General features: G+C 68.5%; 22 protein-coding genes and 1 riboswitch. Of the genes, 10 read left to right on the top strand and 12 right to left on the bottom strand.

The window, feature by feature from the left end:
* Positions 1–2 precede the first annotated feature (2 nt).
* From AC5Y4S_RS27880 to AC5Y4S_RS27870, 3 genes are all read right to left on the bottom strand, one after another.
* On the bottom strand, positions 3–1007 hold the full coding sequence (locus tag AC5Y4S_RS27880) for a glutathione S-transferase family protein (protein ID WP_500035782.1): 1005 nt from the start codon (positions 1005–1007) through the stop codon (positions 3–5).
* A 32-nt stretch (positions 1008–1039) separates the two neighbouring features.
* The gene (locus tag AC5Y4S_RS27875) at positions 1040–3001 is read right to left on the bottom strand and encodes an acyl-CoA dehydrogenase family protein (RefSeq protein ID WP_500035781.1); all 1962 of its coding nucleotides are present in this window, start codon (positions 2999–3001) and stop codon (positions 1040–1042) included.
* Between the two features lie 134 nt (positions 3002–3135).
* Positions 3136–3546 (bottom strand): cold-shock protein, encoded by a 411-nt coding sequence (locus tag AC5Y4S_RS27870; protein ID WP_068107525.1) that lies wholly within the window; start codon positions 3544–3546, stop codon positions 3136–3138.
* A 162-nt stretch (positions 3547–3708) separates the two neighbouring features.
* On the opposite strand from AC5Y4S_RS27870, the gene AC5Y4S_RS27865 reads away from it, so the two are divergent.
* From AC5Y4S_RS27865 to AC5Y4S_RS27850, 4 genes are all read left to right on the top strand, one after another.
* On the top strand, positions 3709–4122 hold the full coding sequence (locus AC5Y4S_RS27865) for a YccF domain-containing protein (RefSeq protein WP_500035780.1): 414 nt from the start codon (positions 3709–3711) through the stop codon (positions 4120–4122).
* A complete protein-coding gene (moaA, locus tag AC5Y4S_RS27860) occupies positions 4119–5198 on the top strand; it encodes a GTP 3',8-cyclase MoaA (protein ID WP_500035779.1) in 1080 nt (359 codons plus the stop codon). Before AC5Y4S_RS27865 ends, moaA begins: the two co-directional genes overlap by 4 nt.
* Positions 5191–5481, top strand: coding sequence for a MoaD/ThiS family protein (locus tag AC5Y4S_RS27855; RefSeq protein ID WP_500035778.1), 291 nt, complete (start codon positions 5191–5193; stop codon positions 5479–5481). The genes moaA and AC5Y4S_RS27855 overlap by 8 nt, the downstream gene beginning before the upstream one ends.
* Before the next feature lie 237 nt (positions 5482–5718).
* A riboswitch (cyclic di-AMP (ydaO/yuaA leader) is annotated at positions 5719–5904 on the top strand.
* A gap of 13 nt (positions 5905–5917) precedes the next feature.
* The gene (locus AC5Y4S_RS27850; protein WP_500035777.1) at positions 5918–6676 is read left to right on the top strand and encodes a transglycosylase family protein; all 759 of its coding nucleotides are present in this window, start codon (positions 5918–5920) and stop codon (positions 6674–6676) included.
* Between the two features lie 74 nt (positions 6677–6750).
* Here the strand turns inward: AC5Y4S_RS27850 and AC5Y4S_RS27845 are convergent, their stop codons facing one another.
* From AC5Y4S_RS27845 to AC5Y4S_RS27830, 4 genes are read right to left on the bottom strand one after another with little or no spacing between them, the layout of a single operon-like run.
* A complete protein-coding gene (locus AC5Y4S_RS27845; protein WP_068107512.1) occupies positions 6751–7176 on the bottom strand; it encodes a molybdenum cofactor biosynthesis protein MoaE in 426 nt (141 codons plus the stop codon).
* The gene (locus AC5Y4S_RS27840) at positions 7173–7655 is read right to left on the bottom strand and encodes a MogA/MoaB family molybdenum cofactor biosynthesis protein (protein WP_068107510.1); all 483 of its coding nucleotides are present in this window, start codon (positions 7653–7655) and stop codon (positions 7173–7175) included. Before AC5Y4S_RS27840 ends, AC5Y4S_RS27845 begins: the two co-directional genes overlap by 4 nt.
* Positions 7655–8155, bottom strand: coding sequence for a cyclic pyranopterin monophosphate synthase MoaC (gene moaC, locus AC5Y4S_RS27835; protein WP_068107508.1), 501 nt, complete (start codon positions 8153–8155; stop codon positions 7655–7657). The genes AC5Y4S_RS27840 and moaC overlap by 1 nt, the downstream gene beginning before the upstream one ends.
* Positions 8156–8158: 3 nt before the next feature.
* Positions 8159–8359 carry a hypothetical protein gene (locus tag AC5Y4S_RS27830; RefSeq protein ID WP_173817347.1) on the bottom strand — a complete coding sequence of 67 codons (201 nt, stop codon included), beginning with the start codon at positions 8357–8359 and terminating at the stop codon, positions 8159–8161.
* Positions 8360–8464: 105 nt separating this feature from the next.
* Between AC5Y4S_RS27830 and AC5Y4S_RS27825 the strand changes: the two genes are divergently transcribed.
* Positions 8465–10717 carry a helicase-associated domain-containing protein gene (locus tag AC5Y4S_RS27825; RefSeq protein ID WP_500035776.1) on the top strand — a complete coding sequence of 751 codons (2253 nt, stop codon included), beginning with the start codon at positions 8465–8467 and terminating at the stop codon, positions 10715–10717.
* 8 nt (positions 10718–10725) lie between these two features.
* Positions 10726–12375: a DNA repair helicase XPB gene (locus tag AC5Y4S_RS27820; RefSeq protein ID WP_500035775.1), complete on the top strand. Its 1650-nt coding sequence runs from the start codon at positions 10726–10728 to the stop codon at positions 12373–12375.
* A gap of 14 nt (positions 12376–12389) precedes the next feature.
* On the opposite strand, the gene AC5Y4S_RS27815 is transcribed toward AC5Y4S_RS27820, so the two are convergent.
* On the bottom strand, positions 12390–13535 hold the full coding sequence (locus AC5Y4S_RS27815) for a thiolase family protein (RefSeq protein WP_500035774.1): 1146 nt from the start codon (positions 13533–13535) through the stop codon (positions 12390–12392).
* Between the two features lie 120 nt (positions 13536–13655).
* Positions 13656–14069, bottom strand: a complete 414-nt coding sequence (locus AC5Y4S_RS27810; protein WP_067152828.1) for a Zn-ribbon domain-containing OB-fold protein — start codon at positions 14067–14069, stop codon at positions 13656–13658.
* Positions 14070–14385: 316 nt separating this feature from the next.
* On the opposite strand from AC5Y4S_RS27810, the gene AC5Y4S_RS27805 reads away from it, so the two are divergent.
* Positions 14386–14679, top strand: coding sequence for a putative quinol monooxygenase (locus tag AC5Y4S_RS27805; RefSeq protein WP_068187291.1), 294 nt, complete (start codon positions 14386–14388; stop codon positions 14677–14679).
* On the opposite strand, the gene AC5Y4S_RS27800 is transcribed toward AC5Y4S_RS27805, so the two are convergent.
* Entirely contained in the window at positions 14676–15665 is a 990-nt protein-coding gene (locus tag AC5Y4S_RS27800) for an LLM class F420-dependent oxidoreductase (protein WP_500035773.1), read from the bottom strand. The two genes, AC5Y4S_RS27805 and AC5Y4S_RS27800, sit on opposite strands and share 4 nt — an antisense overlap.
* Positions 15666–15871: 206 nt before the next feature.
* On the opposite strand from AC5Y4S_RS27800, the gene AC5Y4S_RS27795 reads away from it, so the two are divergent.
* The 3 genes from AC5Y4S_RS27795 to AC5Y4S_RS27785 are packed head-to-tail and all read left to right on the top strand — an operon-like array spanning position 15872 to position 18243.
* Positions 15872–16114 (top strand): hypothetical protein, encoded by a 243-nt coding sequence (locus AC5Y4S_RS27795; RefSeq protein WP_500035772.1) that lies wholly within the window; start codon positions 15872–15874, stop codon positions 16112–16114.
* Positions 16115–16156: 42 nt separating this feature from the next.
* A complete protein-coding gene (locus AC5Y4S_RS27790) occupies positions 16157–17365 on the top strand; it encodes an FAD-dependent monooxygenase (RefSeq protein ID WP_500035771.1) in 1209 nt (402 codons plus the stop codon).
* 20 nt (positions 17366–17385) lie between these two features.
* Positions 17386–18243 (top strand): LLM class F420-dependent oxidoreductase, encoded by an 858-nt coding sequence (locus AC5Y4S_RS27785; protein ID WP_500035770.1) that lies wholly within the window; start codon positions 17386–17388, stop codon positions 18241–18243.
* Between the two features lie 66 nt (positions 18244–18309).
* On the opposite strand, the gene AC5Y4S_RS27780 is transcribed toward AC5Y4S_RS27785, so the two are convergent.
* Positions 18310–20457 carry a 3-hydroxyacyl-CoA dehydrogenase NAD-binding domain-containing protein gene (locus AC5Y4S_RS27780; protein WP_500035769.1) on the bottom strand — a complete coding sequence of 716 codons (2148 nt, stop codon included), beginning with the start codon at positions 20455–20457 and terminating at the stop codon, positions 18310–18312.
* A 9-nt stretch (positions 20458–20466) separates the two neighbouring features.
* Positions 20467–21678, bottom strand: a complete 1212-nt coding sequence (locus tag AC5Y4S_RS27775; RefSeq protein WP_500035768.1) for an acetyl-CoA C-acetyltransferase — start codon at positions 21676–21678, stop codon at positions 20467–20469.
* Positions 21679–21692 lie beyond the last annotated feature (14 nt).

Raw genomic sequence — 21692 nt, 5'->3', positions numbered from 1 at the left:
GGTCACGCGCTGTGATCGGCCGGCACCCGCTCGCCCTCGACCGGTGGCCCGGGAGGAGTTCCGTCCCCGAACGGCCTGCCGCCCAAGGTTTCCCGGCTGTGCGGGGCGAGCCAGCCGGCCAGCTCCGGTCCCTTGGGCACGATCCGGGTCGGGTTGATGTCGGCGTGCACGATGTAGTAGTGCTGCTTGATCTGGACGAAGTCGATGGTGTCGCCGAAGCCGGGCGTCTGAAATAGGTCGCGCGCGTAGGCCCACAGCACCGGCATCTCGGACAGCTTCGAGCGATTGCACTTGAAGTGGCCGTGGTAGACGGGGTCGAAGCGGGCCAGGGTGGTGAACAGCCGGACGTCGGCCTCGGTGATGGTGTCGCCCACCAGGTATCGCTGGTTGGCCAGGCGGTCGCTGACCCAGTCCAACGCGGTGAACAGACGGTCGTAGGCCGCTTCGTAGGCCTGCTGCGAGCCCGCGAAACCGCAACGGTAGACACCGTTGTTGATCTCGGTGTAGATCCGCTTGCTCACCTCGTCGATCTCGGCGCGCAGCGGCTCCGGGTACAGCTGCGGCGCGCCGTCCCGGTGGTAGGCCGTCCACTCGGTGGACAGGTCCAGCGTCATCTGCGCGAAGTCGTTGGTGACCACCGCGCCGGTCGGAATGTCGACGATCGCCGGGACCGTGATGCCCTTGGGGTAGTCGGGAAACCGTTTGAAGTAGGCGTCCTGCAGCCGCGGGATCTTCAACACCGGGTCGACGCCGCCCGGGTCCAGGTCGAAGGTCCAGCTGCGCTCGTCGTGGGTGGGGCCGCAAAACCCAATGGAGAGAACGTCTTCCAGGCCCAGCAGCCGCCGGACGATGATCGCGCGGTTGGCCCACGGGCACGCGCGGGCCACGATGAGCCGATACCGGCCCGGCTCTACCGGGTAGCCGTCGCGTCCGTCGGCGGTGATGCGGGTGCTGATGTAGTTGGTGTCGCGGGTGAATTCGCCCGCAGGGGCGACGTAAGAGGCCATGACGACGATTCTGCCCCTTCGCGCGGCGTCAACTAATCGGCTATTCCGCCCATCGCGTCGGCCTTCGCGCCCGTCTGGAACCGGCGGGCCAGGTTGGCCTCGGTCGATTCGGCGGGCTCCCAATGCGCGATCCACGGTCCGGTGCCCTCGGACTGATCGACGATCCCGTCCTCCAGCCAGGTGTACCGGCCTTCCAGCACGTCGTGGGTCAGCCGCACGTCGCTGCTGTCGGTGTTGGCCCACAACGCCTGGAACAGGGCCTCGACCCGCAGGGTGGCTTGTTGGCAGAACGTGTCGGCCAGCTCGTAGGCCTGCCGGCCGACGGCGGGGTCCGCCGCGCGCTGCCCCTCGGCGCGCACGCACGCCGCCGACATCGCGAACAGCTCGGCGCCGATGTCGACGACGCGCCCGAGGAATCCCTGCCGCTGCTCGAGCTTGGCCTGCCAGCGCGCCATCCCGTAGAAGGTGTTGCGGGCCAGCTTGCGCGTGGAGCGTTCGACGAACCGCAGGTGGGACGCCAGCGGGCCGAACTCGCTATACGCCCTGGGCCGCTGCCCTTCGCCGAACACCAACTGCGGCAACCACTTTGCGTAGAAGCCGCTCGCGCCGATGGCCGCGGCGGCCTTTTGCCGCAAGCCGGTGTCGGCCTTGGCGAGGTCGCCGGCCGCGGTCAGGTGGGCGTCGACCGCCTCGCGCGCGATCAGCAACCGCATGATCTCGCTGGATCCCTCGAAGATGCGGTTGATCCGCAGGTCGCGCACCACCTGCTCGGCCGGCACCGCGCGCTCCCCGCGCGCGGCCAGCGACTCGGCAGTCTCGTACCCGCGCCCGCCGCGGATCTGCAGGAGCTCGTCGGCGATCAGGCAGGCCATCTCGCTGGACCACAACTTGGCCAGCGCCGCCTCGATCCTGATGTCGTTGCGGCCTTCGTCGGCCATCTGGGCGGAGAGCTCGAGCACCGCGTCGAGGGCGTAGGTGGTGGCGGCGATGAACGAGATCTTGCTCGCGACCGCTTCGTGTTTGGCGAGCGGTTTGCCCCATTGCACGCGCTCCCCCGACCATTCGCGGGCTATCTTCAGCGCCCACTTCGACGATCCCGTCGCGCTCGCGGGAATCGACAGGCGCCCGGCGTTGAGCGTGGTCAGCGCGATCTTCAGGCCGTCGCCTTCCCGGCCGATCAGGTTTTCGGCGGGCACCCGCACCCGGTGCAGCCGGGTGACACCGTTCTCGATGCCGCGTAGCCCCATGAACTTGTTGCGCCGCTCCACGGTGATCCCGGGCGAATCGGCCTCGACGACGAAGGCGCTGATGCCGCCGCGGTGCCCCTCGCTCTTGGGCACCCGGGCCATGACCACCAGCAGTTCGGCAACCACGCCGTTGGTGGTCCACAACTTCACGCCCTCGAGTTCGTACGCCTTGCCGTCCTCGACCGGTGTCGCCGTCGACGCCAGGCGCGCCGGGTCCGAGCCCACGTCGGGCTCGGTGAGCAGGAACGCCGATATGGCGCCGGCGGCGCAGCGCGGCAAGAACTTTCGCTTCTGTTCCGGCGTGCCGGCAAGTTTGAGCGGCTCGGGCACCCCGATCGACTGGTGGGCAGATAGCAGGGCGCCGAGGCTGGGATGGACCGAAGAGATCATCACCAGCGCGCGGTTGTAGGCCACCTGCGACATGCCCAGGCCGCCGTATTCGGTGGGTATCTTCATGCCGAAGCAGCCCAGCGCGGCCAGGCCCTTGACGTATTCGTCGGGGATCTGCGAGTCGCGCTCGATGACGCTGCCGTCGACGGTGTCGAGGAACTCGCGCACCTTGCCGAGGAAGGCGCTGATGCGCGCCTCGTCGGCGTCGGAGGGTTTGGGGAATGGGTGGATCAGTTCTAGCGGAAAGTGCCCGAGAAAGAGTTCTTTGGCGAATGACGGTTTGTCCCAACCGCTTTCGCGGGATTCCTCGGCCAGGGCCCTCGCTTGTTCCTCGGTGACCTGCGCTTGCTGTGCCATCGCCGCCTCCTCGCTAACGACTCACATCGAGGTCATGGGCACCCGCCGGTGGGCGGAGTATTACGACCTACGCATGTCGAAGTTACCACCGAGTAGCTTCTCGGCATACCGGTTCGTCGCGAGTGGCCCGAAGCTTAGGAGTCGAGCTCGCGGGCGACCGCCTTGACCACCTCGGAGACGCGATGCGCGGTCTTGCGGTCCGGGTACCGCCCCTTGCGTAACTCGGGCTGCACGGCGCTTTCCAGCAGCGTGATCATGTCCTCGACCATCCCGTGCAGCTCGTCGGGGCTGTGCTTGCGCTCGACCGGCGCCGCCTCGCGGCGCGTCTTGGCAAGGCTGGGCGGCGGATCGATCAGCTTGAGGCTCAGGGCCTGCGGGCCACGGCGGCCCGAGGCGACGCCGAACTCCACCCGCTGCCCGGACTTGAGCCCCTCGACCCCTTCGGGCAACGCCGACGAACGGACGTAGACGTCCTCGCCGTCCTCCTGCGACAGGAAGCCAAACCCCTTTTCGGCGTCGTACCACTTAACCTTGCCGGTCGGCACTGGTCTCACCTGCTTGTCTGACGGAACACTAGGATGGGCAACGCAAGAAGCGTCCCGCCTGCGCAGGACGCATGTTGGATTCTGATCCTACTCGGATGCCCGCCTGACGAGCACCCCCGTTACCCGTCACTCGGTAGTCTGGGCATTACCGCAGGAGGAGAGATGCGCCTGATCCTGAACATCGTCTGGCTGGTATTCGGTGGCCTGTGGATGGCCGCCGGATATCTGCTGGCGGCGCTTGTCAGTTTCCTGCTCATCGTCACCATTCCCTTCGGCTTCGCATCGCTGCGCATCGCGTCCTACGCGTTGTGGCCGTTCGGCCGCACCATTGTCGACAAACCGACCGCCGGGACCGGCGCGCTGATCGGAAATGTCGTCTGGGTGCTGCTTTTTGGGTTGTGGCTGGCGATCGGTCATCTGGTGAGCGCGGTGGCGATGGCGGTCACGATCGTCGGCATTCCGCTCGCGCTGGCCAACCTCAAGCTGATCCCGGTGTCGTTGATGCCGCTGGGCAAAGAAATCGTTCCCTCGAACTCGCCAACCCCGCCGACCCGATTCGCGCCGGTGGCCGCATGACGCTGACCGCTCTGGGCTTACCGACCGTGCGCGGCCGCGCGGACCAACCCGTCGCTCAAAACGTTCCGGGCAGCGGCCCGCTGCTGGACAGCTACGGACGCGCCGCCACCGATCTGCGGGTGTCGCTGACCGATCGTTGCAATCTGCGGTGCAGCTACTGCATGCCGGCCGAGGGCCTGGACTGGCTCCCCGGCGAGCAATTGCTGAGCCCCGACGAGCTGGCCAGGCTGATGCGCATCGCCGTCACGCGGCTGGGCATCACCAGCGTGCGGTTCACCGGCGGGGAGCCCCTGTTGTCCCGCCACCTCGAAGAGGTGATCGCCGCGGCGGCGGCTCTGCGGCCCCGCCCCGAGATCTCACTGACCACCAACGGCGTGGGGCTGGCGCGGCGCGCCGCCGCCCTCGCCGAGGCGGGCCTGGATCGGGTCAACGTGTCGATGGACAGCGTGGACCGAGACCACTTCGCGGCCATCACCCGCCGGGACCGGCTCGCCGACGTGCTGGACGGCTTGGCGGCCGCCAAAGCGGCCGGCCTGACTCCCGTGAAGGTCAACGCCGTGCTCGACCCCGCGACCGGGCGTGAGGACGTCGTCGGCCTGTTGCGGTTCTGCCTCGAGCACGGCTACCAATTGCGGGTCATCGAGCAGATGCCGCTGGATGCCGGGCATCAGTGGCGCCGTGGCGCCGCGCTGACGGCGGACGACGTGTTGGCTGTGCTGCGCCCGCACTTCCGGCTGCGCCCTGACCCGGCGCCGCGCGGCTCGGCTCCGGCCGAGCTCTGGCTGGTCGACACGGGCCCCAACACGCCGAGCGCCAAGTTCGGCGTCATCGCGTCGGTGTCGCACGCCTTCTGTTCGACCTGCGACCGCACCCGGCTCACGGCCGACGGCCAGATCCGCAGCTGCCTCTTCTCGACCGACGAGACCGACCTTCGGGGCCTGCTGCGCGGTGGGGCCGGCGACGACGCGATCGAGGCCGCGTGGCGCGCCGCGATGTGGGCTAAGCCCGCCGGCCATGGCATCAACGATCCGGACTTCATCCAGCCCGCCCGCCCCATGAGCGCGATCGGTGGCTAGCCCGGCGGGCCAGGCCGCGGCCGAGGCGGAGGGAATCCAGGTGACGGTCCGCTATTTCGCGGCCGCGCGCGCCGCGGCGGGCGCGGAATCGGAGACTGTGGTGGTGCGCCCGGGCACCACGGTCGCCGAATTGACCGAGCGTCTCGCGGTCCGCGGATCGCGCCTTGCCACCGTGTTGAGCCGGTGCTCCTACCTGCGCGACGGCATCGCCGTTCGCGACGAAACCACACCGTTACAGGCCGGTGACACGATCGACGTTCTGCCGCCCTTCGCCGGCGGATGAAACTGTGAGATACCTCACGTAACGGAACGATAACGGCAAAATCACGCTCCGATATCGGGCGTTATGACCAGCGGAAATCCCTAGCGTTCCTGGGCTTTTCGCATATGGCCGAGAGGGAAACGCCGGGTTTCGCAAGACGTGACGAGACGAACAGAACGCGCTAGCGTCACCGACGGTTCGTCAATCTACCGAACGGCGTTCCTCCCCTCCTATCGCGCCGAGCTCCATCCAGTAGGCGGGGATCACCAACCAAAAGCGGATGGAGGCGGGGGACCCACCGGTCCACCGTGATCGGACCGGAGCCGCTTGCGGCTCCTAGGGGTGAAGCCGACACCGGCTCCCATGCGGAGCGCGGCGACGGCCGGGTGGCCTCTCCAACCCGAACCCGACAGCTGACCTCGTAGGCGCGTCACGAGAGAGGAATATTTCGGCGCGTATGAGTGGACGTCACCGTAAGCCCACAACATCCAGCATCAGCGTCGCCAAGATCGCCTTCACCGGGGCGGTTCTTGGTGGCGGCAGCATCGCCCTGGCCGGCCAGGCCGCCGCGGCCACCGACGGCGAATGGGACCAGGTAGCCCGCTGCGAGTCCGGCGGCAACTGGGGAATCAACACCGGCAACGGCTACCACGGCGGTGTTCAGTTCAGCTCGAGCACCTGGGCCTCGCACGGCGGCGGCGAATTCGCCCCGTCGGCCGAGATGGCAACCCGGGAACAGCAGATCGCGGTCGCCGAGCGCGTGCTAGCGACCCAGGGTCGCGGCGCGTGGCCCGTGTGCGGCGGTCCGCTGTCGGGCCCCACTCCACGCCAGGTTCCCGCGCCCGCACCCGCGGGCATGGACAACCCGATCGATTTGCCCGGCCTCAACGGCTTGCCGCCGCTGGCTCCGCCGCCCGCGGACGCCCCGCCGCCGGACGCGCCTCCGCCTCCTCCCCCGCCGCCCGCCGACCCGGCCCCGCCGGTGACGCTGACGTCGTTCGGCCAACCGACGCCGCCCCCGGCGGACGCGACGCCCCCGGCGCCTCCCGCGGACGCCGTGCCGCCCGCGCCGCCCGCGGATGTGCCGCCGCCGGCCGACTCACCCCGCACTGCGGACGTGGGCTTCACCCAGCAATTGTTGGAAGCGATCCGCGGCGCCGACATCCACGGGAACGACGCGCTGGACGCCCTGGGGCAGCCGCCCCAGGCCAGCTGACGCCTCCACTTATCCCAGACGCCCGGCGCTCTCCCGCTAAACCTGCCGATTGCGGGAGGGCGCCCGGGTCGTCTCTAGGCTGAGCCCACCCATTCCTCGGTGCCGTCGTCGAAGAACTGGTGCTTCCACACCGGCAACCGCGCTTTGATGGTGTCCACCAGCTGCGCGCAGGTGTCGAACGCCTCCTGCCGATGGTCGGCGGCCACCGCGGCCACCAGCGCCGCCTCCCCGATGTGCAGCACGCCGATGCGGTGGCTGGCCGCGATCGCGCGCACCCCCCTGGACAACTCGGCGACCTCGCCGACGACCTGGGCCAGCACCTGCTCGGCCGAAGGATGCGCGGAATACTCCAACCGCACCACCCGGCGCCCACCGTCGTGGTCGCGAATCATGCCGACAAAGCCGACGATCGCCCCGGCCGACTGATGGCCCACCAGCTCTTCGTGCTCCGCCAGGACGATCGGCTCTTCAGTCATGGCGGCGCGCAGAACGCGGGTCATCCCTGGTGATCCCCGCCGGCGAGTTGGTCGAGTGCGTGGTCGAGCACGTCGGCGAGCACGCCGAGCCCGTCGCGCACCCCGCCGGGTGATCCCGGCAGATTCACGATCAGCGTGCGGCCGGCCACACCGCATACGCCGCGCGACAGCACCGACGTCGGCACCTTCGGCAGGCCCGAGTGGCGAATCGCGTCGGCGAGCCCGGGGATCATGTAGTCCAGCACCGCGACCGTCTGGTCCGGGGTGACGTCGCTGGGCGAGATACCGGTGCCCCCCGAGGTGATGATCAGGTCGACCTCGGCGTCGAGCGCCCCACGCAGCGCCTCACCGACCGGCTCCCCGTCGGCCACCACCTCAGGCTGCACGGGCGAAAAACCATGCTGTTCAAGCCATTCCGCGATGATGGGCCCGCATCGGTCGTCGTACACGCCGGACGACGCACGCGTCGAGGCGATGATTATTCGTGCGGATCGCGTGCCCATCACCGCTCCCAGGTTCCGGTCTTGCCGCCCTGCTTGCGAAGCACCCGGATGTCATCGAGACGGGCGGCCGGGTCAACAGCTTTGATCATGTCGTACAGCGTGAGCCCTGCCACGCTGACGGCGGTCAACGCCTCCATCTCCACGCCCGTGCGGTCGGTGCTGCGCACGGTCGCGGTGATCTCGATGTCCGACTCGCCGACGGTGAAATCGACGTCCACCCCGGTGAGCGCAAGCTGATGGCAGAGCGGGATCAGGTCGCTGGTGCGCTTTGCCGCCAGAATGCCCGCCACCCGCGCGGTAGCCAGCGCGTCGCCCTTCGGCAGGCCACCGGTCGAGACGAGCGCCACCACCTCCGGCGACGTGCGCAGGGCGCCCGCCGCGACGGCGGTACGCCGAGTGGCGTCCTTTTCCGTGACGTCGACCATGTGCGCCGCGCCCCGCTCGTCCAGGTGCGAGAGCGTGCCTGCCGAGGCCTTGGCGGCCTCTGGGGCCCCAGCCATGGGTTATCGGTTGACGACCGTGACCGGGTGAACGTAGGGCAGGTCGGTCGCGGGCAACGGGAAGACCAGCTCCCCGAAGGGTGACAGCGCACCCGTCCGGTCGCTCACCAGTTCGCTCACGGCGTGGTCGTCCGGGTCCGTCGTCGGCCAGCCGTTGTCGACGTAGTTGGTCTTGCGCGCCTTGCCTTCAGCAGAGTCAGCCACGGGGTCCATTCTGACAGGTGGCGCCAACGCCCGCGGCGCAAGGCCACGCTGACCGTGGGATTTGCATACCAGCGGGTCGCGAGGACTGCTTTACGCTGGTCAGCAATGACCGATAACACCCCGGACATCCCACTGGGGTCCTGGCTGGCCGACTTGCCCGACGAGCGGCTGATCCGACTGCTGGAACTCCGGCCAGACCTCGCGCAGCCCCCGCCTGGCAGCATCGCGGCGCTGGCCGCGCGCGCCCAGGCGCGCCAGTCGGTCAAGGCCGCCACCGACGACCTGGACTTCTTGCGGCTGGCGGTGCTCGACGCGCTGCTGGTGCTGCAGGCCGATTCCGCCCCGGTGCAAATCACCAAGCTGCTCGCGCTCATCGGCGACCGGGCCCCCGAAGCCGACGTGCTCGGCGCGCTGGACGACCTGCGGCAGCGCGCGCTGGTCTGGGGCGAAGCCGCGGTGCGGGTGGCCGCCGACGCCGGCACGGCCCTGCCGTGGCACCCGGGGCAGGTCACGCTCGAGGACAGCTCCCGCACCGGCGAGGAAATCGCCGGCCTCATCGACGCCCTCGACCAGGCCCAGCTCGACGTCCTGCAAAAGCTGCTCGAGGGTTCGCCGATGGGCCGCACCCGCGACGCCGCCCCCGGCGCCCCGGCGGATCGCCCGGTGCCACAGCTGCTGGCGACGGGTCTGCTGCGGCGCATCGACGCCGAGACCGTGATCTTGCCCCGGCACGTCGGGCAGGTGCTGCGGGGCGAGGACCCCGGCCCCATGCAGCTGACGGCCCCCGACCCGGTGGTGTCGACCACCACCGCGGACGACGTGGACGCGGTCGCCGCGGGAGCCGTCATCGACCTGCTTCGCGAGTTCGACGTGCTGCTTCAAACCCTAGGCGCCGCACCCGTTTCCGAGCTTCGCAGCGGCGGACTGGGAATTCGCGACCTCAAACGGCTGGCCAAGACGACCGGCGTCGAGGAAGCGCGCCTGGGCCTGATCCTCGAGGTCGCCGCCGCGGCCGGATTGATCGCCAGCGGCATGCCCGACCCGGAACCCACCGAGGGCGAGGGACCATATTGGGCGCCGACAGCGGCCACCGAGCGATTCTCCGCGATGACCGCCGCCGAGCGTTGGCACCTGCTGGCCGGCACCTGGCTCGACCTGCCGGGCCGTCCCGCGTTAATCGGCACCCGCGGTCCCGACGCCAAACCCTATGGCGCCCTGACTGATTCGTTATACTCGACGGCCGCGCCGCTGGACCGGCGACTGCTGCTGGGCATGCTGTCCGAGCTGCCGCCCGGGGCCGGTGTCGACGCCGTCACCGCCTCGGCCGCGTTGATCTGGCGCCGTCCGCGCTGGGCCAGACGGCTGCAGCCGCAACCCGTTTCCGATCTGCTGACCGAATGCCACGCGCTGGGCCTGGTCGGTCGCGGAGCGCTCAGCACGCCCGGGCGAGCGCTGCTGGACGACGCCGGCGACCCGGAGCTCGCCGTGCAGGCGATGACGCGCGCGATGCCCGCACCGATCGACCACTTCCTGCTGCAGGCCGACCTGACCGTCGTGGTGCCCGGCCCACTGCAACGCGACCTCGCCGAGGATTTGGCCACCGTCGCCACCGTCGAATCGGCCGGCACGGCGATGGTGTACCGCATCAGCGAGCAGTCCATCCGGCACGCCCTCGACATCGGCAAGACCCGCGACTGGATGCACGACATCTTCACCAAGCACTCCAAAACCCCGGTGCCGCAAGGGCTCACGTACCTCATCGACGACGTCGCCCGTCGGCATGGCCAGCTCCGAATCGGCATGGCCGCATCGTTCGTGCGGTGCGAGGACCCGGTGCTGCTCGCCCAGGCCGTCGCGGCCGCGGAGGACCTGCAGTTGCGCGCGCTGGCGCCGACGGTCGCGGTGTCGCCGGCGCCGATCGCCGAGGTGCTCGTCAGGTTGCGGCAGGCGGGCTTTGCCCCGGCCGCCGAGGACTCCTCCGGTTCGATCGTCGACGTCCGACCTCGCGGAGCGAGGGTGCCCACCCCGCAGCAGCGGCGGCCCTACCGGCCCGCGCCGCGCCCCAGCGGCGAGACGCTGAACGCCGTGGTCTCGGTGCTGCGCAAGGTGACCGCCGCGCCGTTCGGGAATATCCGCGTCGACCCCGCGGTCACTATGTCGATGTTGCAGCGTGCGGCCAAGGACCAGGACACGTTGGTGATCGGCTACCTCGACGCCGCCGGCGTGGCCACCCAGCGGGTCGTGTCGCCGATCTCCGTGCGGGGCGGTCAGCTGGTTGCCTTCGATTCGGCGTCGGGCCGGCTCCGCGACTTCGCCATCCACCGCATCACGTCGGTGGTGTCGGCGGAGTCCGGATAATGGGTCACATGTCCGACGGACCATTGATCGTGCAGTCCGACAAGACGGTGCTGCTCGAAGTGGATCACGAGCTGGCCGGCGCCGCGCGCGCCGCCATCGCGCCGTTCGCCGAACTGGAGCGGGCGCCCGAGCACGTGCACACCTACCGCATCACGCCCCTTGCGCTGTGGAACGCCCGCGCCGCCGGCCACGACGCCGAACAGGTCGTCGACGCGCTGGTCAGCTTCTCCCGCTACGCGGTGCCCCAACCGCTGCTGGTCGACATCGTCGACACCATGGCCCGCTACGGCCGGCTGCAGCTCGTCAAGCACCCCGCGCACGGCCTGACGCTGGTCAGCTTCGACCGCGCGGTGCTCGAGGAGGTGCTGCGCAACAAGAAGATCGCGCCGATGCTTGGTGCGCGAATCGACGAGGACACCGTCGTCGTCCACCCCAGCGAGCGTGGCCGGGTCAAGCAGATGCTGCTCAAGATCGGCTGGCCCGCAGAGGATCTCGCCGGCTACGTCGACGGTGAGGCGCACCCGATCAGCCTCGAGCAGGACGGCTGGCACCTGCGCGACTACCAGCAGCTGGCCGCCGACTCGTTCTGGGCGGGCGGTTCCGGGGTGGTGGTGCTGCCCTGCGGCGCCGGCAAGACACTCGTCGGCGCGGCCGCGATGGCCAAAGCCGGTGCGACGACGCTGATTCTGGTCACCAACATCGTCGCCGCCCGGCAGTGGAAACGCGAGCTCGTCGCGCGCACCTCGCTGACCGAGGACGAGATCGGCGAATACTCCGGCGAGCGCAAGGAGATTCGGCCCGTCACCATCTCGACGTACCAGATGATCACCCGGCGCACCAAGGGCGAATACCGTCACCTGGAGCTCTTCGACAGTCGCGACTGGGGATTGATCATCTACGACGAGGTGCACCTGTTGCCGGCACCCGTGTTCCGGATGACCGCCGACCTGCAGTCCAAGCGGCGACTTGGCCTGACCGCCACGTTGATCCGCGAAGACGGCCGCGAGGGCGACGTGTTTTCCCTGATCGGCCCGAAGCGCTACGACGCGCCGTGGAAGGACATCGAGGCGCAGGGCTGGATCGCGCCGGCGGAATGCGTCGAGGTGCGGGTCACCATGACCGACAACGAGCGGATGATGTACGCCACCGCCGAACCCGAAGAGCGATACCGGCTGTGCTCGACGGTGCACACCAAAATCGCTGTGGTCAAGTCGATTCTGGAAAAGCATCCCGGCGAGCAGACGCTGGTGATCGGCGCCTACCTCGATCAACTCGACGAACTCGGCGCCGAGCTCAATGCCCCGGTGATCCAGGGGTCGACGCGAACCAAGGAACGGGAGGCGTTGTTTGACGCCTTTCGCCGCGGCGAGGTGTCCACCCTGGTGGTGTCCAAGGTGGCGAACTTCTCCATCGATTTGCCGGAAGCGTCGGTGGCCGTGCAGGTTTCGGGGACCTTCGGCTCGCGCCAAGAGGAGGCCCAGCGGCTGGGCCGGTTACTGCGGCCCAAGCACGACGGCGGCGGCGCCATGTTCTATTCGGTGGTGGCCCGCGACAGCCTGGACGCCGATTATGCGGCGCACCGGCAGCGCTTCCTCGCGGAGCAGGGCTACGGCTACATCATCCGCGACGCGGACGACCTACTGGGCCCGGCGATTTAACCGCGAGCCAATCGCTAGAGCGACAGGATCGTCGCCGAAGCCGTACCGGGTGCGCCGTACACCTGGGCCAGGCCGACGCGCGGGTTGCCGGGCACCTGACGCTCGCCCGCCTCGCCGCGCAGCTGACGCACCAGCTCGTGCATCTGCCGCAGGCCGGACGCGCCGATCGGCTCGCCGTTGGCGATCAACCCGCCGTCGGTGTTGACCGGCATCGAGCCGTGAATCTCGGTGGCGCCGTCGGCCAGCAGCTTCTCCTGCTCACCGTCGGCGCACAGGCCGGTCTCGGCCATGTGGATGACCTCGTTGCCCGCGTCCGTGTCCTGGAGTTGGGCCACGTCGACGTCCTCGGGCCCGATGCCGGCGGCCTCGTAGGCCGCCTTGGCGGCGTACACCGTCGGGGAGACATCCTCGTCCAGGGGAGCGAAGGTGGCGTGCACCTCGTAGGCGCCATAACGCCGGGTACGGATCTCGCAGGCCCGCACATACACCGGCTTGTCGGTGTACTTGTGCGCCATGTCGGCCCGGCACATGATCACCGCGGCGGCGCCCTCGTCGGGCGCGCAGAACATGTACTGCGTCAGCGGGTAGTTGAGGACGGCAGAGTTAAGGATCTCCTCTTCGGGAATTGGCTTGCGGCGGAACGCATTCGGATTTAGAGCGCCGTTGCGGAAGTTCTTCGCCGCCACCTTGGCCAGCGTGGCCTGGGAGATGTTGTGGTCGTGGATGTACTTGTTGGCCTTCATGCCGAAGAACTTGGTGGTGACGAACTGCCCGTTCTGGGCGTACCACTGCGGCAGGGCCAGTTTGGCGGGGTCGTCGGTGAAGGCGCCGCGCGGGTGCTTGTCCAACCCGATCGCGATACCGAGGTCGTACTTGCCCAGCCGGATGGTGTCGGCGGTCTGCTGAATCGCGCTGGCGGCGGTGGCGCAGGCGTTGAACACGTTGGTGAACGTGATGCCGGTCAGCCCGACCAGGCGGGTCACCGCGTCCGGGTTGGACACCTCGTGGCTGCCGCCGAAGCCGAATTGGATGTCCTTCCACTCCACGTGGGCGTCGGCCAGCGCGGACTGGATGGCCTCGGCCCCCATCTGCATCGCGGTCTTGTCGAACCTGCCGAACGGGTGCAGGCCCACACCGATGATGGCAACGTCGTTAGTCATCTCAGACTCCTTTTGATTATTGGTGGCGACCCGCTTCACCCGGCTCCGCCTTCTGGTGGCGACCCGCTTCGCCCGGCTTCGCCGCGCTCGCGATCGCCACGGCCGCGCTCGCGATCGCCACTACACCGGCTGGAACGCAAACGTCATGACCTCGGCGCCCTCGTCGTCGGTGGTCAACGGCACCATGGTCAGCTCGACCTCTTGACCGAATTGCAGCTTGGCCGGGTCGTTTTCGGTCAGCCGCGCCTCGACTCGGATGATGTCGCCCAGCTGCACCAAGCCGACGCCGAAGGGCACGAAATCGTTGCCGGTCGGGCCGGCGTAGGGGGCGCCGGGCGGGAAGCCCTGGGTGGTCCACGCCACCAGGGTGCCGCGGCGCGGCAACAGCAACTCGGTCATCTCACCGCCGCTGCAGCGTGGACACCACTGCTGCACCGGGAAGGTCGTGGCACCGCAGTTGCCGCAGCGACTCCCGATCAGCTGCGGGTTCTCGTCGGGCCAGGTGGAGATTTCAGGGGCCAGCGCCTTCTGCATTGAGGATCCTCCAGCGTCCGAACGGAACAATGCCAACTGAACCGTATAACAGCTTTCCGAAAAGTGGAAACCGCATTCTCATTGTCGCCTATCCGGATCTCTTTCGGAAATGCGGCCCACAGCCCCTGGCGGAGGCGGTCGACGTTTTGCCCGCCTCCGAGCGACAACCCTGTCCGCGGTCTGCCGCCTCCCCTGGCATTGTCGCTATGAGGCGGGCACAGGGGACATCGCCTCGGCGAGAGACTGGTGGGGCGGGTGTGACCGTCGCCGACACGTTATGGTGTCGGAGCCCCGAGTCGACGATAAGGAGACCACTATGCCGGTCACGGTGCTGCTCGAACTCAGGTTGAAGCCCGAGTCGGTGTCCGCGGCGCGCGAGGTCATGGGCCGGGCGCTGCAAGTCACCCGGGCTTTCGACGGGAACCTCGTCACCGACGTGCTCGTCGACGAGGACGACGACGCGCACTGGGTGGTCTACGAACTCTGGGACACGGTCGAGCACGACGAGGCCTACCGCGCCTTCCGGGCCGGAGAGGGCAAGATCGCCGAACTGCCGCCGCTGCTCGCCGCGCCCCCCGTCAAGACGCGGTACGCGACCACCGACATCTAGCTCAGCGCGGGGATGACTTCCCGTTCGAACAGCTCGACGCCCGAACGGTCGTACGCGGCCTCCGGGAAATAGCAGATCGCGTACTCACAGCCCAGGTCGCGGATCTTCTGGAGCCGTTCGATCGCCTGTTCCGCGGTGCCCACCGCCGAGTCCGGCCCGGTGGTGCCGGCGATCATCGCATCGGCGGCGGCCTCGGGCACATAGCCGACCAACCGGTCGCGCACGCGGCGCAGCCGATCCTTGACGTCGTCGTCCGATGTTCCGATGATCGCGTTGACGTTCACCGAACGCACGATCGCCCCGAAGTCGGTGCCCACCTCGCGGCAATGCCCTTCCAGCACCGACGACTTGTGGGCGAACGCCTCGAGCTCCGGGGTGAAGTTGGTGTACTGCGCGTATTTCGCGGCGATGCGCAGTGTCACTTTCTCCCCGCCCCCGGCGATCCACAGCGGTATGCCGTTGTTCTGCAAAGGCTTCGGGGCGACGATCGCGCCGTCGACCTGGTAGTGCTCGCCATCGAAGCTGGCCTTGCCGTCGCGCCAGGCGTCGCGCATGATCTGTACGCCCTCGTCCAGCCGGGCCAACCGCACCTTGGCCGACGGGAATCCGTAACCGTAAGCGCGCCACTCGTGTTCGTACCAGCCGCCGCCGATTCCCATCTGGATCCGGCCGCCGGAAATTATGTCGGCCGTCGCGGCCACCTTGGCCAGGTACACCGGATTGCGGTAGCTCATCGCCGTGCACATCTGACCGAGTTTGATCCGCGACGTCGTCGCCGCGTAAGCCGCCATCAGCGACCACGCCTCGTGAGTGGCCTCGCCCGTTGGCATCGGGACGGTGTGGAAGTGGTCGTAGACCCACAGCGAGTCCCATGCGCCGTTGTCGGCGTGGGCTGCCAACTCGCGCATCACTGCCCAGTGTTTTTCGGGTTCGATGCCGACGAGATCCATCCGCCAGCCTTGCGGAATGAAGAGACCGAAGCGCATAGCAAGGGACTTTAGCCCGGTGACGATGCGGCCCGGAACGGGCCGAGGAGGAAGCGGGCAATCAAACCTAGCCCGGTGACGATGCGGCCCGGAACGGACCGAGGAGGAAGCGGGCAATCAAACTTAGCCCGGCGACAACTGCACCTCATAGGCGATGCATAGCGTGGGCCCAGCCGTCGCCGACAACCGGGCCTTAGACATGACGCATGACAAACCTCGGGCACGCTCGCCACCGCAAAGTCCGTGCGCTCCGACTGATCTTCGCGGGTGCCGCGGCCATTGCGGCGCTCACACTGTTCATCGCCTCGCCGCCTTGCAAGACCGCGACCGACGCAGCATCCGGCCCGTCGGCCACAGCGCCCTTCGCCACCGACGACACGAATTTCGTCAACGACAACGGCCAGACCTCGGGCGACATCTTCACCCAGAACGCTCAGGACCAGAACTAGCGCTGCTCCCCGCGCCAGTACCGGCCATTAGGCTTACCCGCTATGCGGGTTCTGATCTCCGGTGCCAGCATCGCCGGGCCGGTGCTGGCGTACTGGCTTACCCGCCATGGCTTCGACGTCACCGTGGTCGAGCGCGCGGCGACGCTGCGCAAGACGGGCGGCCACGCCGTCGACCTGTTCCGCCCGGCGATGGAGATCTCGGCGAAGATGGGCGTCTTGCCCCGCATCGAGGCACTCGCCACGGGAACCGACCGCCTGACGATGTATCGGGAGGGCCGGCCCCAGCCCACCGAGGTCGACCTCACCAAGCTGGTCGGCATCGCATCCGATCGGCACGTGGAGATCATGCGCGACGACCTCAGTGAGGTCTACTACGACGCCGGCCGCGACGACGTCGAATACCTCTTCGGCGACTCCATCACGGCGATCGAGCCCGACGGCGAGGTCACCTTCGAGCGCTCGCCTGCCCGCAGCTTCGACGTCATTGTCGGCGCCGACGGGCTGCACTCCAATGTCCGGCGGATAACTTTCGGCGACGAAGCCGGCCTCACCCGCTTCATCGGCGGCTACCTGGCGGTGGTGTCGGCGCCCAAGACGCTGGCCGTCCCCGGCGAGATGCTCGGCCACATCGGCGTCGGTCGGCTCGTGGCCGTCTACACCGCGGATCATCTGGACGACGCCCGGCTGGTGTTCATGTTCCGCAGCAAGGAGGAGCTCGACTACGATTATCGGGATTCGTTGCGGCAGAAGGAATTACTGCGCGACGCTTTCGCGGGGATGCATCCCCAGGTGGACGACTGGCTGGGGGAAATCGACCGGACGCCGACGTTCTACTTCGACGCGATCAGCCAGCTGCGGATGAACATCTGGTCGCGGCGACGGGTCACCCTGGTCGGAGATGCCGGGTACTGCCCCGGCCCCGCTGTCGGCGGCAGCACCAGCCTCGCCGTCCTGGGCGCCTACGTGCTGGCCGGCGAACTCGCCCGGGCCGACGGCGATCACCTGCGCGCGTTCGCGGCCTACGAGCTTCAGATGCGCGAACCGGTGCATCGCAGCCGGTCCTTCGCGCGGGGCGCCGCCAGGACCATCATCCCCGGCTCCCGGGCGGGTGTCTGGGCGTTAACCCGTGGGGTCCAACTGATCTCGTTGATGCCCGGGTCGCTCTCCAGGTCGCTGGCGAGGCTGAACACCAAGGGCGTGCGCATGTACGACTCGATGCGGGTGCCCGACTACAGCGAAGTCGAAGTTTGACGCGAAGGGGATGATCGCCGGTGGACCTTGCCGGTGTGGGTATCTGGAGCAGCCAGCTGCGCTACGGCGATGCCGCCGAAATCGCGGACGCTGCATCGGAATTGGACGAGCTTGGCTTCACCGCGCTGTGGATCCCCGACGTGGGCGGGCCGGTGTTCGACGCGGTGGGGCGGCTGCTGACTGCGACGGCGCGGACCGTGATCGCCACCGGGATCCTCAATCTCTGGATGCACGCGGCCGGCGATGTCGCCGACTCCTATGCCGCCCTGACCGCTGAACACGGCGACCGTTTCCTGCTGGGGATCGGCGTCAGCCACGCCCCGCTGATCGACGCCGGCCAGCCCGGCCGGTACCGCAAGCCGCTGGCGGCGACGGCGTCGTTCCTCGACGGGCTGGACGCCGCACCGCATCCCGTACCCGCCGCGGCCCGCGTGCTCGCCGCGCTCGGTCCGAAGATGCTCGAACTGTCGGCGACGCGCGCCCGCGGCGCGCATCCCTACCTCGTCACCCCCGACCACACCGCTTCCGCCCGTTCGACTTTGGGCGAGGGCCCGCTGCTGCTGCCGGAGCAAACCGTGATCCTGTGTGACAGCGCCGACGAGGCGCGCCGCATCGGAACCGATTGGCTGCGTGCGTATTTGGCGTTGCCCAATTACGCGAACAACCTGCTGCGCAGCGGGTTCACCGAGGACGACCTGGCGCAGGTCAGCGACCGGCTCTTCGACGCGATCATCGCGTGGGGCGACGAAGGCGCCGTCATGCGCAGGGTGGCCGAGCATCAGGCGGCCGGCGCCGACCACGTCTGCGTCCAGGTGCTGCTGGCCGACCCGAGCGCGTTCCCGCGCGAGCAATGGCGCCGAATCGCCGCGGCACTCTGAGCGCGAGCAGACGCAAAAGCCCCAGAAAACATAAGGTTTCGGGGGCTTTTGCGTCTGTGGCGAAGGTTAGGTCAGCGAGTCCGGCGGCAGGAAGCGGTCGCCGTACTTGGCGGCCAGCTCGCGGGCCCGGGCCACGAAGGCGTCCTTGCCCGTTCCGCCGGCACCTTGGTAGCCGACGATGAACTGCGCGCTGCCACCGGTCCACGGCGGGAATCCGATGCCCATGATCGACCCGATGTTGGCGTCGGCGGTCGACGTCAGGACGCCCTCGTCGAGGCACTTCTGGGTTTCCAGCGCCTCGGCGAACAGCATCCGGTCGATCATGTCCTGCAGCGGCGGCTGCGACGAACCGGACTTGAACGTCTCGCGCAGGCCCGGCCACAGCTGGGTGCGCTTGCCGTCGACGTACTCGTAGAAGCCCGCGCCCTTCAACCGCGACGGGCGGCCGAGCTCGATCATCTTCTCGACGACGGCCTCCGCCGGGTGCGGCTCGTAGGTGCCACCGGCATCCTCGACGCCCTTGCGGGTGGCCGTGGCGATCTTGTGCATCAGCTCGAGGTTGAGCTCGTCGGACAGCTGCAGCGGCGGCGCCGGGTAGCCGGCCTGCGTGCCGGCGTGCTCGATGGACGCCGGCTCGACGCCCTCGCCGAGCATCGCCAGCGCCTCGTTGACGAACGTGCCGATGACGCGGCTGGTGAAGAAGCCGCGGCTGTCGTTGACGACGATCGGGGTCTTGCCGATGGCCAGCGTGTAGTCGAACACGCGGGCCAGCGCCTCGTCAGAAGTCTTCTCGCCCTTGATGATTTCGACCAGGGGCATCTTATCGACCGGGGAGAAGAAGTGGATCCCGATGAAGTCCTCCTGCCGCTTCACGCCGCTCGCCAGACCGGTGATCGGCAGCGTGGAGGTGTTCGACCCGAGCAGCGCGTTGGGTTCGACGATGTCCTCGATCTCCTGGAACACCTTGTGCTTGAGGTCCTGGTTCTCGAACACCGCCTCGATCACGAAGTCGACACCCTTGAAGTCGGCGGGGTCGGCCGCCGGAGTGATGCGGTCCAACAGCGCCTTGCTCTTCTCCTCGGTGGTCTTGCCCCGCTCGAGCGCCTTGGCCTCGAGCTTTTCCGAGTAGCCCTTGCCCTTCTCCGCGGCCTCGATGCTGACGTCTTTCAGCACCACGTCGAAGCCGGCCTTGGCCGACACGTACGCGATGCCGGCGCCCATCATGCCGGCGCCCAGCACACCGATCTTGTTGATCTTGACCGGCTCGATGCCGTCCGGCCGCGACCCGCCGCCGTTGATGTGCTGCAGGTCGAAGAAGAAGGCCTGGATCATGTTCTTGGCGACCTGGCCGGTCACCAACTCGGTGAAGTAGCGGCTCTCGATGCGGGTGGCGGTGTCGAAGTCCACCTGCGTGCCCTCGACGGCCGCGGCCAGGATGGCCCGCGGCGCCGGCATCGGCGCGCCCTTGAGCTGCTTGCGCAGCAGCGACGGGAACGACGGCAGGATGGCCGCCAGCGCCGGAGACGACGGGGTGCCGCCGGGAATCTTGTAGCCCTTGACGTCCCACGGCTGGGTGTGCGCCTCCGGGTTGGCCTTGATCCACGCCTTCGCCGCCGGCACCAATTCGTCCACGCTGCCGACGATCTCGTCCACCAGGCCGTTGTCCTTGGCCGCGGCCGGCTTGAAGCGGGTGCCCTGGCTGAGCACGTTCACGAAGGCGTTCTGGATGCCCAGCATCCGCACGGTGCGGGTGACGCCGCCGCCGCCGGGCAACAGGCCCAGCGTGACCTCGGGCAGCCCGATCTGGACGCCCTTGACGTCGGCGACGATGCGGTGGTGGCAGGCCAGCGCGATTTCCAGGCCGCCGCCCAACGCGGCGCCGTTGATGGCGGCCACCACCGGCTTGCCGAGAGTCTCCAGGGTGCGCAGGTCACGCTTGATGTCCTCGACCTCGGCGAAGACCTCGCCGGCGTTCTCCGGGCCCGCGGTGATCATGTGCTTGAGGTCACCGCCGGCGAAGAACGTCTTTTTGGCGCTGGTGATCACCACACCGGTGACCGAGTCCTTCTCGGCGACAAGGCGTTCGACGGCCTTGTGCATGGACTCCTTGTAGTGCTCGTTCATCACGTTGGCCGACCCGGTGGGGTCGTCCAGCGTCAGCGTGACGATGCCGTCTGCGTCCTTATCCCACTGAATGGTGTTCTCTACTGTCATTTTTCGGCCCTACACTCTCTCGATGATGGTCGCGACGCCCATGCCGCCGCCGATGCACAGTGTGATCAGCGCGCGACGCGCATTGCGGCGCTCGAGTTCGTCGACCATGGTGCCCAGGATCATGGCGCCGGTGGCGCCCAGCGGGTGGCCCATCGCGATGGCGCCGCCGTTGACGTTGAGCTTCTCGTCGGGGATGTTCAGGTCCTTCTGGAACTTGAGCACGACGGAGGCGAACGCCTCGTTCAACTCGAACAGGTCGATGTCGTCGACGGTCAGCCCCGCCCGGTCGAGCACCTTCTGGGTGGCCGGCGTCGGGCCGGTCAGCATGATGGTCGGGTCGGCGCCGGTGGTGGCGGTTGCCACGATGCGCGCGCGCGGCGTCAGGCCCTGCGAGGTGCCCGCCTTCTCGTTGCCGATGAGCACCAGCGCGGAGCCGTCGACGATGCCCGAGCTGTTGCCGCCGGTGTGGACGTGGTTGATCTTTTCGACCCAGTGATACTTCTGCAGCGCCACGTCGTCGAAGCCGGCCATCGCCGCCAGCCCCTCGAAAGCGGGCTTCAGCTTGGCGAGGCCCTCCATCGTGGTGTCGGGGCGCATGTGCTCGTCGTGGTCGAGGATCAGCAGGCCGTTCTGGTCGCGGACCGGGACCACTGACTTGGCGAAGTAGCCACCCGACCACGCCGCGGCGGCCAGCTCCTGGGAGCGCAGCGCGTAGGCGTCGACGTCCTCGCGGGAGAAGCCCTCGATGGTCGCGATCAGGTCGGCACCGATGCCCTGCGGCACGATGTAGGCGTCATAGGAGGTGGCCGGGTCCGCCATCATGGCGCCGCCGTCCGAGCCCATCGGGACGCGGCTCATCGACTCCACACCACCGGCGAGCACCAGGTCGTCCCAGCCGGAGCGGACCTTCTGCGCGGCGGTGTTGACGGCCTCCAGGCCGGAGGCGCAGAAGCGGTTGAGCTGCACGCCGCCGACCGTGTCGGGCATGCCGGCCGCGATCACCGCGGTGCGGGCGATGTCGCCGCCCTGGTCACCGACGGGTGATACGCAACCCAATACGACGTCGCTGATCAGGCTCTCGTCCAGGTCGGGGTGGCGCCGGCGCAGCTCCTCGATCAGGCCGACGACCAGGTTCAACGGCTTGACCTCGGTCAACGACCCGTTCTTCTGCTTGCCGCGGGGCGTGCGGATCGCCTCGTAGATGAAGGCTTCTTCGGACATGTCGACTTCCTCTT

Source organism: Mycobacterium sp. NGS64 (assembly GCF_059812245.1).
The sequence above is the reverse complement of the archived record's forward strand: the minus strand, read 5'-3'. Positions and strand labels throughout refer to the sequence as shown.

What these genes read in the sequence shown, in the direction of transcription:
- AC5Y4S_RS27875 (WP_500035781.1), bottom strand. Translation starts at nt 3,001, where the DNA reads ATGGCACAGCAAGCGCAGGTCACCGAGGAACAAGCGAGGGCCCTGGCC.
- AC5Y4S_RS27865 (WP_500035780.1), top strand. Translation starts at nt 3,709, where the DNA reads ATGCGCCTGATCCTGAACATCGTCTGGCTGGTATTCGGTGGCCTGTGG.
- AC5Y4S_RS27850 (WP_500035777.1), top strand. Translation starts at nt 5,918, where the DNA reads ATGAGTGGACGTCACCGTAAGCCCACAACATCCAGCATCAGCGTCGCC.
- AC5Y4S_RS27800 (WP_500035773.1), bottom strand. Translation starts at nt 15,665, where the DNA reads ATGCGCTTCGGTCTCTTCATTCCGCAAGGCTGGCGGATGGATCTCGTC.
- AC5Y4S_RS27795 (WP_500035772.1), top strand. Translation starts at nt 15,872, where the DNA reads ATGACAAACCTCGGGCACGCTCGCCACCGCAAAGTCCGTGCGCTCCGA.
- AC5Y4S_RS27840 (WP_068107510.1), bottom strand. Translation starts at nt 7,655, where the DNA reads ATGGGCACGCGATCCGCACGAATAATCATCGCCTCGACGCGTGCGTCG.
- moaC (WP_068107508.1), bottom strand. Translation starts at nt 8,155, where the DNA reads ATGGCTGGGGCCCCAGAGGCCGCCAAGGCCTCGGCAGGCACGCTCTCG.
- AC5Y4S_RS27780 (WP_500035769.1), bottom strand. Translation starts at nt 20,457, where the DNA reads ATGACAGTAGAGAACACCATTCAGTGGGATAAGGACGCAGACGGCATC.
- AC5Y4S_RS27775 (WP_500035768.1), bottom strand. Translation starts at nt 21,678, where the DNA reads ATGTCCGAAGAAGCCTTCATCTACGAGGCGATCCGCACGCCCCGCGGC.
- AC5Y4S_RS27810 (WP_067152828.1), bottom strand. Translation starts at nt 14,069, where the DNA reads ATGCAGAAGGCGCTGGCCCCTGAAATCTCCACCTGGCCCGACGAGAAC.
- AC5Y4S_RS27825 (WP_500035776.1), top strand. Translation starts at nt 8,465, where the DNA reads ATGACCGATAACACCCCGGACATCCCACTGGGGTCCTGGCTGGCCGAC.
- AC5Y4S_RS27815 (WP_500035774.1), bottom strand. Translation starts at nt 13,535, where the DNA reads ATGACTAACGACGTTGCCATCATCGGTGTGGGCCTGCACCCGTTCGGC.
- AC5Y4S_RS27805 (WP_068187291.1), top strand. Translation starts at nt 14,386, where the DNA reads ATGCCGGTCACGGTGCTGCTCGAACTCAGGTTGAAGCCCGAGTCGGTG.
- AC5Y4S_RS27820 (WP_500035775.1), top strand. Translation starts at nt 10,726, where the DNA reads ATGTCCGACGGACCATTGATCGTGCAGTCCGACAAGACGGTGCTGCTC.
- AC5Y4S_RS27880 (WP_500035782.1), bottom strand. Translation starts at nt 1,007, where the DNA reads ATGGCCTCTTACGTCGCCCCTGCGGGCGAATTCACCCGCGACACCAAC.
- moaA (WP_500035779.1), top strand. Translation starts at nt 4,119, where the DNA reads ATGACGCTGACCGCTCTGGGCTTACCGACCGTGCGCGGCCGCGCGGAC.
- AC5Y4S_RS27790 (WP_500035771.1), top strand. Translation starts at nt 16,157, where the DNA reads ATGCGGGTTCTGATCTCCGGTGCCAGCATCGCCGGGCCGGTGCTGGCG.
- AC5Y4S_RS27845 (WP_068107512.1), bottom strand. Translation starts at nt 7,176, where the DNA reads ATGACCCGCGTTCTGCGCGCCGCCATGACTGAAGAGCCGATCGTCCTG.